Here is a 17498-nt window from a genome sequence, read left to right on the forward strand (position 1 = left end):
TCGTCGCGGGCAGGCAGACAGAGTAGCTGATCAAGGAGAGGTTTTGCAGTGAATGGTCGGGCCTCATCGCAGGCAAGCCAGCTCCCACATTTTGAAGGTGGTCACCTATCAAAATGTGGGAGCTGGCTTGCCTGCGATGGGAGCACCGCGGTGTGTCCGTTACTGCGCCAGCGGGCCCACTTCACGCAGCGGCTTGCCACGCACTGGCGCATCGCCTGCCACGTAGTAGTCGGCGGTGCTGCGCGGCAGCGGCTGGCGGCCGCGGATCTTGTCGGCGATTTTCTCGGCGATCATGATCGTTGGCGCGTTCAGGTTGCCGGTGGTGATGATCGGCATGATCGACGCATCCACCACGCGCAGGCCTTGCATGCCGTGCACGCGGCCTTCGCCATCCACCACCGCCATCTCGTCGGTGCCCATCTTGCACGAGCAGGACGGGTGGAACGCGGTTTCGGCGTGCTCGCGGATGAACGTGTCCAGCTGTTCATCGGTTTGCACTTCAATACCGGGGCTGATTTCGCGACCACGGTACTGGTCCAGCGCCGGCTGTTGCATGATTTCGCGGGTCAGGCGGATGCCGTCACGGAATTCCTGCCAGTCCTGCTCGGTGGCCATGTAGTTGAAGAGGATGCTCGGGTAGTCCCGTGGGTTCTTCGACTTCAGGTGCACGCGGCCACGGCTCGGCGAACGCATGGAACCCATGTGCGCCTGGAAGCCGTGCTCTTTCACACCGTTGCTGCCGTTGTAGTTAATCGCCACCGGCAGGAAGTGGTACTGGATGTTCGGCCATTCGAATTCCGGACGCGAACGGATAAAACCGCCGGCTTCGAACTGGTTGCTGGCGCCGATACCGGTGCCGTTGAACAGCCACTCGGCACCGATGGCCGGCTGGTTGTACCAGAGCAGCGACGGGTACAGCGAGACCGGTTGGGTGCATGCATATTGCAGGTACAGCTCAAGGTGATCCTGCAGGTTTTCGCCGACGCCGGGCAGGTCGTGGACCACCGGGATATCAAGGCTTTCCAGCAGTTTGGCCGGGCCGACGCCGGAGCGTTGCAGCAGTTGCGGCGAAGCGATTGCGCCGCTGCACACCAGCACTTCTTTACGCGCACGGGCTTCAACGCGCTCTTCAGCGGCGCCGATCAGGTAACGCACGCCAACGGCACGCTTGCCTTCGAACAACACTTTGTCGGTGAGGGCGTGGGTGACGATGGTCAGAGTCGAACGCTTTTTGGCCGTGTCCAGGTAACCGCGCGCGGTGCTGGCGCGACGGCCGTTAGGCGTGACGGTACGGTCCATCGGGCCGAAGCCTTCTTGCTGGTAGCCGTTCAAGTCTTCGGTACGCGGGTAACCGGCCTGTACGCCTGCTTCAACCATCGCGTGGAACAGCGGGTTGTTGCCGGCTTTGGGCGTGGTCACGCTGACCGGGCCATCGCCGCCGTGCCAATCGTTCGGGCCGATGTCGCGGGTTTCGGCCTTGCGGAAATACGGCAGGCAATCGAGGTAGGTCCAGTTTTCCAGACCCGGCAGTTTTGCCCAGTTGTCGTAGTCCATGGCGTTGCCACGGATGTAGCACATGCCGTTGATCAGCGAGGAACCACCCAGGCCCTTGCCGCGACCGCATTCCATCCGGCGGCCATTCATGTGTGGCTCTGGATCGGTTTCGTAGGCCCAGTTATAGCGACGGCCTTGCAGCGGGAACGCCAGGGCGGCGGGCATCTGGGTACGGAAGTCGAGACGGTAGTCAGGGCCGCCGGCTTCCAGCAGCAGAACGGTGACGCCTTCGTCTTCGGTCAGACGGGTCGCCAGGGTGTTACCGGCGGAGCCGGCACCCACAATGATGTAATCGTATTCTTGGGACATAAAATGCACCCTCTTTTGAGATGGTCAGGTCGGGCCTCATCGCGGGCAAGCCCGCTCCCACATTTGATCGGGTTCACACGGTCAACATGTGGGAGCTGGCTTGCCTGCGATGGCGGCCTCGCAGGCAACACAAAACCTGGGTGTTAGAACACCGAGGCGTAGTCGCCCAGCTCAACCTGTACCGATTTGATGCGGGTGAAGTTGTTCAGCGAGCTGATGCCGTTCTCACGGCCAACACCCGATTGCTTGTAGCCGCCGACCGGCATTTTTGCGTCGGACTCGCCCCATGCGTTGATCCAGCAGATACCCGCTTCCAACTGATGAATCACGCGGTGGGCGCGGTTCAGGTCTTTGGTCACAAGGCCGGCAGCCAAACCGAAGTCGGTGTCGTTGGCGCGGCGGATCACTTCTTCTTCGGTCTCGTAAGTGAGGATGCTCATCACGGGGCCGAAGATTTCTTCACGCACGATGACCATGTCGTCGGTGCAGTCGGTGAACACGGTCGGGGCCACGAAGGCGCCTTTGGCGAAGTCGCCTTCGGTCAGGCGGTCGCCGCCACACAGCAGGCGGGCGCCTTGCTCTTTACCCTTGCTGATGTAACCCAGCACGCTTTCCATGTGGGCAAAGCTGACCAGCGGGCCGAAGTTGGTGTTTTCGTCTTGCGGGCTGCCGATGCGAATACGCGCAACACGCTCGGCGATCTTGGCTTCAAACGCTGCTTGCAGGTGCTTTGGCACGAACACGCGAGTGCCGTTGGTGCAGACCTGACCGGAGCTGTAGAAGTTGGCCATCATCGCGATGTCGGCGGCGCGATCGAGGTCGGCGTCGTCGAAAATGATCAGCGGGGACTTGCCGCCCAGTTCCATGGTCACTTCTTTGAGCGAAGAGCTCGAAGCGCTGGCCATGACTTTCTTGCCGGTGTCGGTGCCGCCGGTGAACGAGACTTTCTCGATGCGCGGGTGCTCGGTCAGCCAGGTGCCGACTTCACGGCCGCTGCCGGTCAGTACGTTGAACACGCCTGCTGGAACGCCGGCTTCGGTGTAGATCTCAGCCAGTTTAAGGGTGGTCAGCGAAGTGACTTCACTTGGCTTGAAGATCATCGCGTTACCCGCCGCCAGGGCCGGTGCGGATTTCCACAGCGCGATCTGGATCGGGTAGTTCCACGCGCCGATACCGGCTACAACGCCCAGCGGCTCGCGGCGGGTGTAGACGAAAGAGGTGTCACGCAGCGGGATCTGCTCGCCTTCGATCGCCGGCACCAGGCCTGCGTAGTATTCCAGCACGTCAGCGCCCGTCACCACGTCGACGTATTGGGTTTCGGAGAACGGCTTGCCGGTGTCCAGAGTTTCCAGGGCGGCCAACTCATCGTTGCGCTCGCGCAGGATGTCGACGGCACGGCGCAGGATGCGCGAACGCTCCATGGCGGTCATCGCGGCCCAGATTTTCTGACCTTTTTCAGCGCTGACCACGGCACGTTCAACGTCGTCTTTGGTAGCACGCTGCACTTGGGCGAGAACTTCACCGTTAGCCGGGTTGATGGCTTCGAAGGTGGCATCGCTGCCAGCGTCGCTGTAGCCGCCGTCAATGTAGAGTTTTTGCAGTTCGAAACGGGCCATAAAGTCCTCGCAAGTGCATAAGTGGTTGGCGTTAACCGCCGAAAAGTGGGGCCATATGGGTGTGGCAACACTCAGCGACAGCCGTTCAGGGGTTGAGCGGTTATGTGTGCTCTAACTCACCTGCTTGGCCAATTGGAAATCCATGTATTCGTAAGCGATCCGCTGCGCCTGTTCCGTGTCGAAAGCGTCTCCCGACAGGGCGCCGCGCAACCACAAACCGTCGATCAGGGCTGCCAGGCCTCTGGCTGCTTTGCGTGCGTGCGGCAGTGGCAGCACTCGGCGGAACTGGCAGCACAGGTTGGAATACAGACGTTGATCGTTGATCCGCTGCAACCTGTGCAATGACGGGTGATGCATGCTGGTGGCCCAGAAGGCCAGCCAGGTTTTCATTGCCGGGCCATTGACCTGGCTGGCGTCGAAATTGCCCTCGATGATCACCCGAAGGTGCGCCCGTGGGCTGTCGTCCTTCAGCGCAAGCCTGCGTTCGTGGACGTTCTCGATCAGCACATTCATCAGGTACCGCATCGTTGCGGCGATCAGGCCATTCTTGTCCTGAAAATAGTGACTGATGATGCCGTTCGAGACACCGGCCAAACGGGCGATCAGCGCAATGCTGGCGTCTCCCATCCCGACCTGATCGATGGCCGTCAAGGTGGCCTCGATCAACTGCTGGCGGCGTATGGGTTGCATACCGACCTTGGGCATGTAGCACCTCTCCTTAGGCCTGCCGACGGGCGATGAACGTTCGTCGACTTGAAGGCCAGTCTATTTTGTTTTGATTGAACGTTCAATCAACAAAGAATAAGCTCTGCGACAAATGGTCGCTACCTATGGGTATTTACTGCCTCTTTGCGGCGACCCATGACACCTGCAAAAACCCTTGAAACAGGCCGTATCAGGGCCTGTCACCGCTTCGGCGGGGTTCTGGAATTTTCGCGGTGTCTTTATAACACCCGTCCGTCGACTGCCGAAAAATCGATGTCCCGGGATAACCGTTGCCTTGTGTTTCTCTCTCGCACTGCCTGGAGCATCTGCGCCATGAGTTCTGCCTCTCTTATAAAGACCCCGCCGGAAAAGGTGCGGGTCAACGGTTGGGTGTTTTACACCTCCACCGCGCTGATTCTGTTGTTGACCGCCATTCTGATCATCGCCCCGCAGGAGGCCGGGCGCATGCTTGGCGTAGCGCAGGCCTGGCTGTCGAAAAGCTTTGGCTGGTACTACATGGTGGTCATCGCCGCTTACCTGGTGTTCGTGGTTGGCCTGGCGTTTTCGTCCTACGGCAAGTTGAAACTGGGCAGCAAGGACGACACCCCGGACTTCAGCTACGGCGCCTGGGCCGGCATGTTGTTCTCGTCGGGCATCGGTATTTCGCTGTTGTACTTTGGCGCCTCGGAGCCGCTGGACCACTACTTCAACCCGCCCGAAGGCGCCGCCGCCAGCAATGGCGCCGCACGCCAGGCGCTGCAACTGACCTTCCTGCACTGGGGCCTGCACGGCTGGGCGATCTATGCCTTGGTCGGCCTGGCCGTGGCGTACTTCGCCTACCGGCACAACCAGCCGCTGGCCCTGCGCTCGGCACTCTACCCGTTGGTGGGCGAGCGCTGGGTGAAAGGTGCGGCCGGCCACGCGGTGGACGGTTTCGGCATGTTCGTGACTTTGCTCGGGCTGGTGACCAACCTCGGTATCGGCGCGATGCAAGTGTCGTCCGGGCTGGAAAACCTGTTCGGCATGGCGCACAGCAACACCAACCTGCTGATCGTGATCATCGTGATGAGCACCGTGGCGACCATCGCTGCTGTGTCGGGTGTGGAAAACGGCATTCGTCGTTTGTCCAACCTCAACATCGTGTTGTTCAGCGGTTTGCTGATCTTCGTGCTGCTGTTTGGCCCGACCTTGCACCTGCTTAACGGCCTGGTGCAGAACACGGGCGACTACCTGAACGGCATCGTGCTGAAAACCTTCGACCTCTATGTGTATGAAGGCGACGCCGACAAGACTGAACGCTGGATGGGCCTGTGGACCTTGTTCTACTGGGCCTGGTGGATTTCCTGGGCGCCATTTGTGGGCATGTTCATCGCGCGTATTTCCCGTGGTCGCACGGTGCGTGAACTGGTGGCTGGCGTGCTGCTGATTCCGCTGGGCTTCACCCTGGCGTGGCTGTCGATCTTCGGTAACTCGGCGCTGGACCTGGTGCTGAACCACGGTGCGGTGGAGTTGGGCAAGACGGCGCTGGAACAACCGTCCATGGCTATCTACCAATTGCTGGAGCATTACCCGGCGTCGAAAATCGTTATCGGCGTGTCGATCTTCGTGGGCTTTGTGCTGTTCCTGACCCCGGCGGATTCCGGCGCGGTGATGATGGCTAACCTGTCTTGCAAAGGCGGCAACGTGGACGAAGATGCGCCGCACTGGCTGCGAATCTTCTGGTCGGCGGTGATCACGCTGGTGACCATCGGCCTGCTGTTTGCCGGCAACTTCGAAGCCATGCAAACCATGGTGGTGTTGGCGGGGTTGCCGTTCTCGGTGGTGCTGATTTTGTTCATGTTCGGTTTGCACAAGGCCATGCGCCAGGACGTGGCGATGGAACAGGAGCAGGCGCAACTGGCCGAGCGTGGCCGTCGTGGTTTCAGCGAGCGTCTGACCGCGCTGGACCTGCAGCCAAGCCAGGGCACCGTGCAGCGCTTTATGGATAAACACGTCACGCCGGCGCTGGAAGAAGCGGCGACGGCGTTGCGTGATCAGGGGCTGGAAGTGCAGACCTTGCTCGGTAAATCCAAGCGCTGCATCGGTGTGCGGATCGAGATGGACGAGGGCAACCCGTTTGTCTACGAAGTGAGCCTGGATGCTTACTCGTCGGCGCCGAGCGATGTGCCTGAGGAAGAGCGTACGCGTTACTACCGGGCCGAGGTTTACCTGCACAATGGGCCTCAGGAGTACGACCTGATGGGCTTCACCCAGGAACAGATCACCCGGGATGTGCTCGATCAGTTTGAAAGCCATCGGCAGCTCCTTGGCCGTGTCTATAGCTGATGGTTGAGCGGGGCGGTGTCCTCACTGACACCACCTGTCCAAGCATTGGTAATGCAGTCAACTGTGGGAGCTGGCTTGCCTGCGATAGCTTTAGTGAATTCACCAGCGCTATCGCAGGCAAGCCAGCTCCCACATTGACCGCATTCCTTCAGTTGGGGCTTAGCCGAGATTCTTGCCGAGCAGGGCATGGTAGAGCTCGCTGTCGCCGAGTATCCCCACCACCTTGTCATTGTCCTGCAACACCAGCTTGTTCCCGGTGTGATACCGAATCTGCAACGCATCGCGCATGCCGATATTCGAATCCACCAGCGTCGGTACCCGCGCCAAACCTTCCACCGGTTGCCCCGGTGCCCAGTTCTGCAGGTTCAACGGCGTGCCGTTCTGGCGTGCGCCTTTGATCACATTGGCTTCGGTCAGGTCCAGCCACGAATCACCGCCCGGGTCCAGGCTGATCGAGCCGTTCACGTGGGTGCAGTTATCCACAGTGCGCATCAGGCTGCGGCCGCACAATACGTTCAGCGGGTTGGTATGGGCGACGAAGGTGCGCACATAGTCATCCGCCGGGTTCAGCACGATCTCTTCCGGCACGCTGTACTGGATGATCTTGCCGTCTTTCATGATCGCGATGCGGCTGCCCAGTTTCAGCGCCTCATCCAGGTCGTGACTCACAAACACGATGGTCTTGCTCAGCTTGCGCTGCAGCTCCAGCAGTTCGTCTTGCAGGCCTTGGCGAATCAGCGGGTCGAGGGCGGAGAAGGGTTCGTCCATCAACAAAATATCGGCATCCATCGCCAACGCGCGGGCCAGGCCGACGCGCTGCTGCATGCCGCCGGACAGCTCATCGGGCTTCTTGTTACGCCATTGGGTCAGGCCCACCAGCTCAAGCTTGTCATCCACCAGCTTGCGCCGTTCTTTTTCCGGGCGGCCCTGCATCTCCAGGCCAAAGCTGATGTTCTCGCGCACCGTCAGCCAGGGCATCAGGGCGAACTTCTGGAACACCATGGCGATGCGTTTGGTGCGCATCATTTTCAGCTCGGCGGGCGTGCAGGACGCGATGTCGATCTGGCGCCCTTCATGCTCCACAAACAGCTGGCCACGGCTGACGGTGTTGAGGCCGTTGATGCAACGCAGCAAGCTCGACTTGCCGGAGCCGGACAGGCCCATCAGCACGCAGATTTCGCCTTTCTCCACATCCAGGCTGGCTTTTTCAACGCCGACGATATGGCCGGTTTTTTTCAGGATCTCGTTACGGCTCAGGCCCTGGTCGAGCAGCTTGAGCGCTTCGCGTGGGTCTTTGGAGAAGATCACGTCGACATTGTCGAATCGGATAATGCTCATGCATCACCCCCTACTTTGGCGTCGGGTTGTTTGCAGATGCGGTCGAGCATGATGGCCAGCAATACGATTGCCAGGCCGGCTTCAAAGCCCAGGGCGATGTCGGCGGTGTTGAGTGCGTTGACCACCGGTTTGCCGAGGCCATCAGCGCCCACCAGGGCGGCGATCACCACCATCGACAGCGACAGCATGATGCATTGGGTAATACCGGCGGCAATGCTCGGCATGGCGTGGGGCAGCTCAATACGTGAGAGCAACTGACGGCGCGAGCAGCCGAAGGCCTTGCCGGCGTCCATCAACTCTTGTGGAACATCGCGGATACCCAGGTAGGTCAGGCGGATCGGCGCGGCAATCGCGAACACCACCGTGGAAATCAGCCCAGGCACCACACCCAGCCCGAAGAGGGTCAGGGTCGGGATGAGGTAGACGAAGGTCGGTACGGTCTGCATCAGATCGAGCACCGGCCGCATCATCGTGTAGAACAGCGGTTTGTGTGCGGCAACAATGCCCAGTGGCACGCCAATGACCACGCAGACCAGGGTGGCGAACAACACCTGCGCGAGGGTTTCCATGGTTTCCTGCCAGTACCCAAGGTTCAGGATCAGCAGGAAGGAGGCAATGACAAACACCGTCAGGCCCCATTTGCGTTGAATAAAGTGAGCCAGCAGCGCAACCAGACCGATCAACGCCAGCGGATTGAACCAGGTCAGCGCAAACGTCACGCCGTGGATCATCGTTTCCAGGGTCGATGCGATCGCGTCGAAGTAGTTGGCACCGTGCTGGGTCAACCATTCAACGAAGGCAGCGATGTACTGGCCTAGTGGGATTTTATGTTCAGTCAGCATGGTAGTGAATGTCCACATGCGAAGGGGAAAACATCCCGGGCCAGCGCACCGGCCCGGGGTCAGCGATTACTGTTTGGCGAGATAAGCTTTAACGGCCTCCAGACCCGGTTTGCCATCAACGGTGGTCACACCGGCGAGCCAAGTGTCGAGCACTTGCGGGTTGGCCTTGAGCCAGGCCTTGGCGGCGGCGTCGGGTTTTTGTTTGTCGTCCAGGACGTTACCCATCAGGGTGCTTTCCATGTTCAGGGTGAACGACAGGTTTTTCAGCAACTGGCCGACGTTGCTGCATTCCTGGGTGTAGCCCTTGCGAACGTTGGTGTAGATGGTGGCCTGGCCGTAGTTGGGGCCGAACGAATCGTCACCCCCGGTCAGGTACTTCATCTTGAAGCGAGTGTTCATCGGGTGCGGTTCCCAGCCGAGGAACACAATGGCCTGGTCGCGTTTGGTCGCGCGTTCTACCTGCGAAAGCATCCCGGCTTCGCTGGACTCGACCACTTTGAAACCAGCGGTTTTCAGGCCGAACGCGTCTTTGTCGATAAGGGTTTGAATGGTGCGGTTGCCGTCGTTGCCAGGCTCAATGCCGTAGATCTTGCCGCCCAGCTCATCCTTGAATTTGGCAATGTCGGCGAAGTCTTTAAGGCCCTTGTTGTACAGCGCTTCAGGGACCGCGAGGGTGTATTTGGCGTTCTCAAGGTTGGCGCGTACGGTTTCCACGGTGCCGGCATCACGGTAGGGCTTGATGTCGTTTTCCATGGTCGGCATCCAGTTGCCGAGGAAGATATCCATGTTCTTGCCATCCGCCAGCGACTTGTAAGTCACGGGTACCGAAATCATCGTGGTGCGCGGCTTGTAGCCCAGGCCCTTGAGGACTTCGCTGGTGGTGGCGGTGGTGACGGTGATGTCGGTCCAGCCGACATCGGAGAAGTTAACAGTCTGACATTGTGCCGGTTCTGCAGCGTTCGCCAGGACTGGCAGACTCAGCATGGCGGCCAACAACAACTGGGGTGAACCTTTCATGGGGCTAGACTCCTGTGTTTTTTCTGGCGGCCTTCGCCGCGCTTTATAAGTGTTGCGGTTGGTGCGTGCGATGAGGCGACGGCACGGTGCCTTGCAAACGAGTCGAGACTGATCATGTACCAGCGAAAATCTGACGCCTACAGGGGGCGTCGTATCCAGTACAGGGATGGTCGTATCCAGTGTCGGTGACGTCGCTTACAGATTTTTCAAACGGCAAAACCGCAGGTTTTGTCGATCTGCACCGCTAAAAACGGCCAAAACGTCGCATCGCCCGCGAGCGGCGCTGGTGAGCATGGTTACGTCGGTGTGAGACGCCGCGAGGGGCAAAAAAAGCCTGATGATGCCGCCATCTGGGCGATCTGAGCGTAGCAGCTCGTTGGTGCCAGGCCTGTTCACCTGCGGAGTTGCACGGCAATGGCTATCAGCGTTTTCGACCTGTTCAAGATCGGCATCGGGCCTTCTAGTTCTCACACCGTCGGCCCCATGCGCGCCGCGGCGTTGTTCGTTCAACGGTTACGTGAACGTGAACTGTTGGAACAGGTCAGGCGCGTTGAAGTTCAGCTGTACGGCTCTTTATCGGCCACCGGCATCGGCCACGGCAGCGACACCGCGACCATCATGGGCCTGATGGGCGAGTGGCCCGACGCGATTGATCCGGCGCAAATCGGCCTGCGCATTCACACCCTGCGCGAGACCGACACGCTGTTGCTCGATGGGCGTTTGCCAGTGCCATTTGTATGGGCACGCGACATGCGTTTGCTCGATGAAAACCTGCCGTTCCACCCCAACGCCATGACCCTGGTGGTGTATGGCGAGGCGGGTGAATTGCACCGCGACACTTACTACTCGGTCGGGGGTGGTTTTGTGGTGGATGAGGCCCAGGCGCAGAGCGGCGTGGCGGACATGGACCGCACCGAGCTGCCCTATGATTTCTCCAGCGCGGTAGAGCTGTTGCAGCTGTGCAAAACCCACAACCTGCGCGTTGCCGAATTGATGCTGGCCAACGAAAAAACCTGGCGCAGCGAAGAGGACATCCGCAGCGGCCTGATGAAGCTGTGGCGCGCCATGCAAGATTGCGTGGAGCAGGGCCTCAAGCACGAGGGCATCCTGCCCGGCGGGCTTAACGTACGCCGTCGCGCCGCCAGGTTGCACCGCAGCTTGCAGGAACTGGGCAAGCCGAATGTGATTGGCTCGACCTTGAGCGCCATGGAATGGGTCAATCTGTTTGCGTTGGCGGTGAACGAGGAAAACGCCGCCGGCGGGCGCATGGTCACGGCGCCCACCAATGGCGCGGCGGGGATTATTCCGGCGGTGCTGCATTACTTTATGAAGTTCAGCGAAGAGGTCACCGAAGCCAACGTGGTCGACTACCTGCTCGGCGCGGCGGCGGTGGGCATTCTGTGTAAAAAGAATGCGTCGATCTCGGGTGCTGAAGTCGGTTGCCAGGGTGAAGTCGGTTCGGCCTGCGCCATGGCCGCCGCCGGGCTGGCTGAAATCCTCGGCGCCACGCCGGAGCAGCTGTGCAACGCAGCCGAAATTGGCCTGGAGCATAACCTCGGTTTGACCTGCGACCCGGTGGGCGGGCTGGTGCAAGTGCCGTGCATCGAGCGCAATGCGATTGCGGCGGTGAAGGCGATCAATGCCGCGCAGATGGCCCTGCGCGGTGACGGCCAGCACTTTATCTCCCTGGACCGAGTGATCCGCACCATGCGCGATACCGGGGCGGATATGCACGACAAGTACAAAGAGACATCACGCGGGGGCTTGGCGGTGAGTGCGGTGGAGTGTTGAGACCGAGTCGCCTGCATTCGCGAGCAAGCCCGCTCCCACCTGTGCAATGCATATCCCTGTGGGAGCTGGCTTGCCTGCGATGGCGGTGGCCCAGGCACTACTGCTCATAAAGTGAACACCCGGATCCCATCACGCCACCTTTTAGCGCGTCGCAAACAGATAAGTTGCGCCCGAACGATTTTCCTCCCGGCCACCCGTCTCCCGTGCGTGTGGTGACAGACGTTTCCTACGCCCGCAAAGCGCCTTCCCACAAGTGCTACCGAACTGCTCACACCCCTTGAGCAGAGCCGCTGCTGCGCCTGTTTCGGGGCATATCCCGCACTTCCCGCGCGGGCTTATATAGACGCATCATCAGGTCGTTTTCAGGAGTTATTGAATGGCTATTCAATTTTAGGCATGGCAATTGCTCTATCAACACAAAGCCTCTCTCCTCGCTGGAGCCGAGTGCAATAACAAGAGCCTCGCCTGAGGCCATCACCCGCTTTGTGTGAGGAGATACCGCGATGACGTCGTTCAACTCAGGGGCCCAACCCCAGAACCGTGCGCCTCAATCCATCGGCTTTTTGCTGCTGGACAATTTCACGCTGATTTCCCTGGCGTCGGCCGTGGAACCGCTGCGCATGGCCAACCAGCTGTCCGGCCGCGAGCTGTATCGCTGGACCACCCTGAGCGTCGACGGTAATCAGGTATGGGCCAGCGACGGCCTGCAGATCACTCCCGATGCTTCCATGCACAAAGCCCCGGCCCTGGACACCGTCATTGTGTGCGGCGGCGTGGGCATCCAGCGCACCGTCACCCGTGAACACGTGTCGTGGCTGCAGAGCCAGGCGCGCCAGTCCCGCCGCCTCGGCGCCGTGTGCACCGGCAGTTGGGCCCTGGCGTGCGCCGGCTTGCTTGATGGTTTTGATTGCAGCGTGCACTGGGAATGCCTGGCGTCGATGCAGGAAGCTTTTCCGCGCGTGGCCATGAGCACACGCCTGTTCACCCTCGACCGAAACCGCTTCACCAGTTCGGGCGGCACCGCGCCGCTGGACATGATGCTGCACCTGATCAGCCGCGACCACGGCCGTGAATTGTCGGCAGCCATCTCCGAGATGTTTGTGTACGAACGCATCCGCAACGAACAGGATCACCAGCGCGTGCCGCTCAAGCACATGCTGGGCACCAACCAGCCAAAGCTGCAGGAAATCGTCGCGCTGATGGAAGCCAACCTGGAAGAGCCGATCGATCTGGATGAGCTGGCGGTGTACGTCGCCGTGTCGCGTCGTCAACTGGAGCGCCTGTTCCAGAAATACCTGCATTGCTCGCCGTCGCGCTATTACTTGAAGCTGCGCCTGATCCGTGCCCGGCAGTTGCTCAAGCAAACGCCGATGTCGATTATCGAAGTGGCGTCGGTGTGCGGGTTTGTGTCCACGCCGCACTTCTCCAAGTGCTACCGCGAATACTTTGGCATTCCGCCACGGGATGAGCGCGTAGGGTCCAACACTACCCAGCAAGTGGCGATGATGCCGATCCCGCAGGCGCTGGTGTTGTCACCGTTGTCGGGGCCGTTGTCGGCGTTGAGCCAGGCGCGCAATGAGTCGACGTTTGCGAGTGTAAGGCTCTAGACCGAGTCGCCTCTATCGCAGGCAAGCCAGCTCCCACATATGACTGTGTTCATACATCAAAATGTGGGAGCTGGCTTGCCTGCGATGGCGATCTATCAGGCGCCAGAATTCTGCTTGAACTGCACCAAAGCCGGCAACAACTGCTTATCGATCGCCTGCCTCACCGCCGGCAAAATCGTCGCGCTGCCGCTGTACATTTGCTCCACCATGCCCTTGAGCGCCTTGGCCCGTGCCGGGTTCAAACCGCGCACCGCACACTCGCAAGCCTGTTCGGCTGTGGCGCCGTGGGACACTTCAAAACCCAGCGAGCGCAGTTGGCCCAGCAGGTCATCCTGGTCAATCAAATCCGCGTGCATCATGACGTTCATCCTGGTGTAGGGAGCGGGGACTGAGTTGGATTCTGGAAGGCCCCCGGTCGGTCGGCAAGGGCAGAATCAGTGAATGGCTTGTATGGCTATGAAAGGGTCGTTTTCGGGTCATTTACCAAAAGAAGTAACAGGCACACTGAATGCCAGCAAACAGCTTGATGGTTTGGTCACCCTCGGGATGTCACGCTCACACAAAGCACTCTGCCCCGATCTTGTCACGGCTTGATCGGGGCTTTTTTTGGCCGGGATTTGGGGGGGATGTGCTGGCCCCATCGCAGGCAAGCCAGCTCCCACAGTGAGCGATGTGAACACGGTCAAATGTGGGAGCTGGCTTGCCTGCGATGGCCGCACCTCAGTCCACTGCCGATTATTTTTTAGGCGGCAACCCAATCACTCGGCCGAGCAGGGCAGGGCGTGAAAGGTCTGCCTGTTCGGCGCTGATGGCCGTGAGTTTTTCCAGCGTAGCCTCGGTAAACGGCGCCGAGTGCGGGCCTGCGAGGTCGACGTGCAGCAGCATCTGTTCGTTGCCTGCCAACTCTTTGTCGTCGCCCACCCGATGCAGGCTGTGATAGAGGTGCAGGCGTTTGGCGTCATGGGCGATCAGTTGGGTGTGCACCTCGACTTCGGCGTCGAGTTTCACTTCGTGCAGGTAGTTCAGGTGCAACTCGAGGGTGAACAGCGAGTGGCCGCTGGCTTCGCGGTTTTCACTGGTAAGGCCGAGGGTGTCCATCAGCGCGTCGGTGGCGTAGCTGAAGATCAGCAGGTAAAACGCGTCCCGCAGGTGGCCGTTGTAGTCGACCCAGTCGGGCTGGATTTTAGTCGTGTAGGTCATCAATGCAGGCATGTCTGGGATTCCGGATCAGTACTCGGTCAACTGTGGGAGCAGGCAAGCCAGCTCCCACATGGGTTACTCGGCAAAGCTCATACCGTGTTTGGCCTTGGTGGTTTTCACGGCTTCCAGCACCGCCAACAGGCAATCATCACGATAGCGCTCCAGCGCCGAAATGCTGTGTTTACCCAACTGATCGCTGGTGCCCTCCACCACATCATCAATCAACTTATCGGTCAGCTCCGGCGCCGGCAGGTACGTCCACGGCAACTGCAACGCCGGGCCGAACTGTGCCATGAAATGCCGCATCCCGGCATCGCCGCCCGCGAGGGTGTAGGTCAGGAAAGTGCCCATGAACGACCAGCGCAGCCCGGCGCCAAAACGGATTGCGTCGTCGATTTCGCCGGTGGTTGCCACGCCGTCATTCACCAGGTGCAGCGCCTCACGCCACAGCGCTTCGAGCAGGCGGTCGGCGATGAAGCCGGGCACTTCCTTGCGTACATGCAAAGGGCGCATGCCGAGGGATTCGTACACCTTGATCGCCGCTTGAATCGCTTCGGGTGCCGTGTTCTTACCGCCGACCACTTCCACCAACGGCAGCAGGTAAACCGGGTTGAATGGGTGGCCGACCACGCAGCGCTCCGGGTGGGTCGAACCCTCGTAGAACTCGCTCGGCAACAGGCCAGAGGTGCTTGAGCCGATCAATGCATTCGGCTTGGCGGCTGCGCTGATCTTGCTGTGCAATTCGAGTTTCAGCTCCAGGCGTTCCGGGGCGCTTTCCTGGATGAAGTCGGCGTCTTTGACGCATTCTTCAATCGTGGCGACAAAGCGTAGACGGTCTTGAGAAGCACCGGGCGCCAGGCCTTGTTTTTCAAGCGCGCCCCAGGCGTTGGCGACGCGTTTGCGCAACGCGGCTTCGGCACCGGGCGCCGGGTCCCAGGCGACTACGTCCAGGCCGTGGGCGAGGGCGCGGGAGACCCAGCCGCTGCCGATGACACCGCTGCCGAGGGCGGCGAAGGTTTTGATTTCGGTGATAAAGCTCATGGCAAAATTCCTGAAGAGTTCGGTGATTCAATGTGGGAGCTGGCTTGCCTGCGATAGCGGTGTGTCAGCTGATGGAGTCGGTGGCTGACTGACCGCTATCACGGGCAAGCCAGCTCCCACAGGGTGGTGTGGTGTGTGGGAGTTAACCGCGCTTGGTCAGGCCCATCTTGATGCGGCCTTGCGCCGGGGTCATGACCCGTGCGCCCAGGCGGCTGAGGATTTCACTGGCCCGTTCCACCAACTGGCCGTTAGTGGCCAGCACACCTTTGTCCAGCCACAGGTTGTCTTCCAGGCCGACCCGCACGTTGCCGCCCAGCAGCACCGCTTGCGCGGCCATCGGCATTTGCATGCGGCCAATACCGAACCCGGCCCACACTGCGTCAGCGGGCAGGTTGTCGACCATGGCTTTCATGGTGGTGGTGTCAGCCGGTGCGCCCCACGGAATGCCCAGGCACAGTTGAAACAGCGGGTTGTCGAGCAGGCCTTCCTTGATCATCTGTTTGGCGAACCACAGGTGGCCGGTGTCGAAAATTTCCAGCTCGGGCTTAACACCCAGCGCTTGAATGCGTTTGGCGCCGGCACGCAATTGCGCCGGGGTGGAGACGTAAATGGTGTCGCCGTCGCCGAAGTTCAGCGTTCCGCAATCCAGGGTGCAGATTTCCGGCAGCAGCTCTTCAACGTGGGCCAGGCGGGTCAGCGGGCCGACCAGGTCAGTGTTGGGGCCGAACTCCATCGGGTTCTCGCCGCCGCCGATCTCCAGGTCGCCGCCCATGCCGGCGGTGAGGTTGACGATGATGTCGACGTCAGCCTCACGAATGCGCTCCATCACTTCGCGGTACAGGGCGACGTCACGGCTGAACTTGCCGGTTTGCGGGTCGCGCACATGGCAGTGCACAACCGTCGCGCCGGCCCTGGCAGCTTCCACGGCGGCGGCGGCGATTTGCTTGGGGGTGACCGGCACGTGTGGGCTTCTGGCGGTCGTGTCGCCAGCACCGGTGAGTGCGCAGGTGATGATGACGTCGTGGTTCATGAGGCAGGTTCCTTGCAGGCGGGCGTAGTGATGCCGTTCGCAGCCAGAAGCGGCTGCGACACGGTGAGTCGAATCAGGTTATTTGGCAGTCAGTTGCAGATTGGCTGCAGCCGGTTTGCCGTCGAAGGTGGTCACGCCGTCCAGCCAGCGCGCCTGGTCTTGCGGGTGATCCTTGAGCCACAGCCTGGCGGACTCGAAGGCGTCCTTGTGGTCCAGCAACGGCTGCATCATGCGGCTCTCGTCGGCGGCGGTGAAGGTCAGGTTGGTCAGCAGTTTGTGGATATTCGGGCACTGCTCGGCGTAGGTCGGCGAGGTAACCGTCCACACCGTGGCCATGCCTTCGTTCGGGCCCAGCGCGTCGTCGCTGCCGGTGAGGTAAGTCATCGCCACGTTGACGTTCATCGGGTGCGGCGCCCAGCCAAAGAACACCACGGCTTCCTTGCGGCGCACGGCGCGATCAACGGCGGCAAGCATGCCCGCTTCACTGGACTCGACCAGCTGGAACTTGCCCAGGCCGAACTGGTTCTTGGCGATCATCGCCTTGATCTGGGTGTTGGCGCCCGAGCCTGGCTCGATGCCGTAAATTTTGCCGCCCAGTTCTTTTTCGAACCTGGCGATGTCGGCGAAGGTTTTCAGGCCCTTGTCCGCCAGGTAAGTCGGTACGGCGAGGGTGGCGCGCGCATCTTCCAGGCTCGGTTTGTCGAGGACCTTGACCTGCTTGGCGTCGATGAATGGCGTGATGGTCTGGGTCATCAGCGGGTTCCAGTAACCCAAAAACAGGTCCAGGCGCTGGTCGCGGATACCGGCGAAGATGATTTGCTGAGAGGCGCTGGTTTGTTTGGTCTTGTAGCCGAGGCCGTCGAGCAACACTTGGGTCATGGCGCTGGTGGCGATTACGTCGGTCCAGTTCACCACGCCCATGCGCACGTTCTGGCAAGACGCCGCATCGGCGGCCAGTACGTTCGTGCTCAATATGGCGCTGGCGCTGAGTGCGAGCACGCAGCGGCTGATCAGTCGGTTCATGGTGGATCCCTCGGCAGGTCGTTATTGTGGGGTCCGGCGTCTTTGTGCGCCGTGAGGCCAAGTTACGCAAGCCTGGGGATGACAAAACGCACGGCGGCGA

Annotated in this window: 14 protein-coding genes; 3 read left to right on the forward strand and 11 right to left on the reverse strand. The window is 60.6% G+C overall.

Features of this window, described 5'->3' with window-relative positions; genetic code table 11:
- Positions 1-159: 159 nt before the first annotated feature.
- From betA to betI, 3 genes are all read right to left on the reverse strand, one after another.
- Positions 160-1863 carry a choline dehydrogenase gene (gene betA, locus ACP7A2_RS05425; RefSeq protein WP_426133397.1) on the reverse strand — a complete coding sequence of 568 codons (1704 nt, stop codon included), beginning with the start codon at positions 1861-1863 and terminating at the stop codon, positions 160-162.
- A 143-nt stretch (positions 1864-2006) separates the two neighbouring features.
- Positions 2007-3479 carry a betaine-aldehyde dehydrogenase gene (betB, locus tag ACP7A2_RS05430; protein ID WP_375066538.1) on the reverse strand — a complete coding sequence of 491 codons (1473 nt, stop codon included), beginning with the start codon at positions 3477-3479 and terminating at the stop codon, positions 2007-2009.
- A 111-nt stretch (positions 3480-3590) separates the two neighbouring features.
- Positions 3591-4184, reverse strand: a complete 594-nt coding sequence (gene betI, locus ACP7A2_RS05435) for a transcriptional regulator BetI (RefSeq protein WP_010207128.1) — start codon at positions 4182-4184, stop codon at positions 3591-3593.
- Between the two features lie 390 nt (positions 4185-4574).
- Here betI and ACP7A2_RS05440 point away from each other — a divergent pair, with 390 nt between their 5' ends.
- Positions 4575-6509 carry a BCCT family transporter gene (locus tag ACP7A2_RS05440; protein ID WP_426133437.1) on the forward strand — a complete coding sequence of 645 codons (1935 nt, stop codon included), beginning with the start codon at positions 4575-4577 and terminating at the stop codon, positions 6507-6509.
- A 159-nt stretch (positions 6510-6668) separates the two neighbouring features.
- Here the strand turns inward: ACP7A2_RS05440 and choV are convergent, their stop codons facing one another.
- The 3 genes from choV to ACP7A2_RS05455 all read right to left on the reverse strand — a co-directional run bounded on the left by choV (position 6669) and on the right by ACP7A2_RS05455 (position 9706).
- Positions 6669-7847, reverse strand: coding sequence for a choline ABC transporter ATP-binding protein (gene choV / locus ACP7A2_RS05445; RefSeq protein WP_426133398.1), 1179 nt, complete (start codon positions 7845-7847; stop codon positions 6669-6671).
- The gene (gene choW, locus ACP7A2_RS05450) at positions 7844-8689 is read right to left on the reverse strand and encodes a choline ABC transporter permease subunit (protein ID WP_426133399.1); all 846 of its coding nucleotides are present in this window, start codon (positions 8687-8689) and stop codon (positions 7844-7846) included. The genes choV and choW overlap by 4 nt, the downstream gene beginning before the upstream one ends.
- Before the next feature lie 66 nt (positions 8690-8755).
- The gene (locus tag ACP7A2_RS05455) at positions 8756-9706 is read right to left on the reverse strand and encodes a choline ABC transporter substrate-binding protein (protein WP_426133400.1); all 951 of its coding nucleotides are present in this window, start codon (positions 9704-9706) and stop codon (positions 8756-8758) included.
- A 414-nt stretch (positions 9707-10120) separates the two neighbouring features.
- Here ACP7A2_RS05455 and ACP7A2_RS05460 point away from each other — a divergent pair, with 414 nt between their 5' ends.
- Complete coding sequence (locus ACP7A2_RS05460) at positions 10121-11497, forward strand: L-serine ammonia-lyase (protein ID WP_426133401.1); 1377 nt, start codon at positions 10121-10123, stop codon at positions 11495-11497.
- 503 nt (positions 11498-12000) lie between these two features.
- Positions 12001-13104 carry a GlxA family transcriptional regulator gene (locus ACP7A2_RS05465; RefSeq protein ID WP_003216915.1) on the forward strand — a complete coding sequence of 368 codons (1104 nt, stop codon included), beginning with the start codon at positions 12001-12003 and terminating at the stop codon, positions 13102-13104.
- Positions 13105-13199: 95 nt separating this feature from the next.
- Here the strand turns inward: ACP7A2_RS05465 and ACP7A2_RS05470 are convergent, their stop codons facing one another.
- From ACP7A2_RS05470 to ACP7A2_RS05490, 5 genes are all read right to left on the reverse strand, one after another.
- Positions 13200-13463, reverse strand: a complete 264-nt coding sequence (locus ACP7A2_RS05470; protein ID WP_426133402.1) for a hypothetical protein — start codon at positions 13461-13463, stop codon at positions 13200-13202.
- A 376-nt stretch (positions 13464-13839) separates the two neighbouring features.
- Positions 13840-14316, reverse strand: coding sequence for a thioesterase family protein (locus ACP7A2_RS05475; RefSeq protein ID WP_426133403.1), 477 nt, complete (start codon positions 14314-14316; stop codon positions 13840-13842).
- A gap of 63 nt (positions 14317-14379) precedes the next feature.
- Entirely contained in the window at positions 14380-15345 is a 966-nt protein-coding gene (locus ACP7A2_RS05480) for an L-carnitine dehydrogenase (protein WP_426133404.1), read from the reverse strand.
- Between the two features lie 142 nt (positions 15346-15487).
- Entirely contained in the window at positions 15488-16375 is an 888-nt protein-coding gene (locus ACP7A2_RS05485; RefSeq protein WP_426133405.1) for a 3-keto-5-aminohexanoate cleavage protein, read from the reverse strand.
- Between the two features lie 78 nt (positions 16376-16453).
- A complete protein-coding gene (locus ACP7A2_RS05490) occupies positions 16454-17398 on the reverse strand; it encodes a choline ABC transporter substrate-binding protein (RefSeq protein ID WP_426133406.1) in 945 nt (314 codons plus the stop codon).
- Positions 17399-17498 lie beyond the last annotated feature (100 nt).

This window comes from Pseudomonas sp. PWP3-1b2 (genome assembly GCF_049896045.1).
In the GTDB taxonomy this organism is placed as follows: Bacteria; Pseudomonadota; Gammaproteobacteria; order Pseudomonadales; family Pseudomonadaceae; genus Aquipseudomonas; species Aquipseudomonas antarctica_B.

Bases quoted from the DNA above. Each gene is read 5' to 3' on its own strand.
- ACP7A2_RS05475 (WP_426133403.1), bottom strand. From the start codon at position 14,316: ATGCCTGCATTGATGACCTACACGACTAAAATCCAGCCCGACTGGGTC.
- betB (WP_375066538.1), bottom strand. From the start codon at position 3,479: ATGGCCCGTTTCGAACTGCAAAAACTCTACATTGACGGCGGCTACAGC.
- ACP7A2_RS05460 (WP_426133401.1), top strand. From the start codon at position 10,121: ATGGCTATCAGCGTTTTCGACCTGTTCAAGATCGGCATCGGGCCTTCT.
- betI (WP_010207128.1), bottom strand. From the start codon at position 4,184: ATGCCCAAGGTCGGTATGCAACCCATACGCCGCCAGCAGTTGATCGAG.
- ACP7A2_RS05455 (WP_426133400.1), bottom strand. From the start codon at position 9,706: ATGAAAGGTTCACCCCAGTTGTTGTTGGCCGCCATGCTGAGTCTGCCA.
- choW (WP_426133399.1), bottom strand. From the start codon at position 8,689: ATGCTGACTGAACATAAAATCCCACTAGGCCAGTACATCGCTGCCTTC.
- ACP7A2_RS05490 (WP_426133406.1), bottom strand. From the start codon at position 17,398: ATGAACCGACTGATCAGCCGCTGCGTGCTCGCACTCAGCGCCAGCGCC.
- ACP7A2_RS05480 (WP_426133404.1), bottom strand. From the start codon at position 15,345: ATGAGCTTTATCACCGAAATCAAAACCTTCGCCGCCCTCGGCAGCGGT.
- ACP7A2_RS05485 (WP_426133405.1), bottom strand. From the start codon at position 16,375: ATGAACCACGACGTCATCATCACCTGCGCACTCACCGGTGCTGGCGAC.
- ACP7A2_RS05470 (WP_426133402.1), bottom strand. From the start codon at position 13,463: ATGATGCACGCGGATTTGATTGACCAGGATGACCTGCTGGGCCAACTG.
- ACP7A2_RS05465 (WP_003216915.1), top strand. From the start codon at position 12,001: ATGACGTCGTTCAACTCAGGGGCCCAACCCCAGAACCGTGCGCCTCAA.
- betA (WP_426133397.1), bottom strand. From the start codon at position 1,863: ATGTCCCAAGAATACGATTACATCATTGTGGGTGCCGGCTCCGCCGGT.
- choV (WP_426133398.1), bottom strand. From the start codon at position 7,847: ATGAGCATTATCCGATTCGACAATGTCGACGTGATCTTCTCCAAAGAC.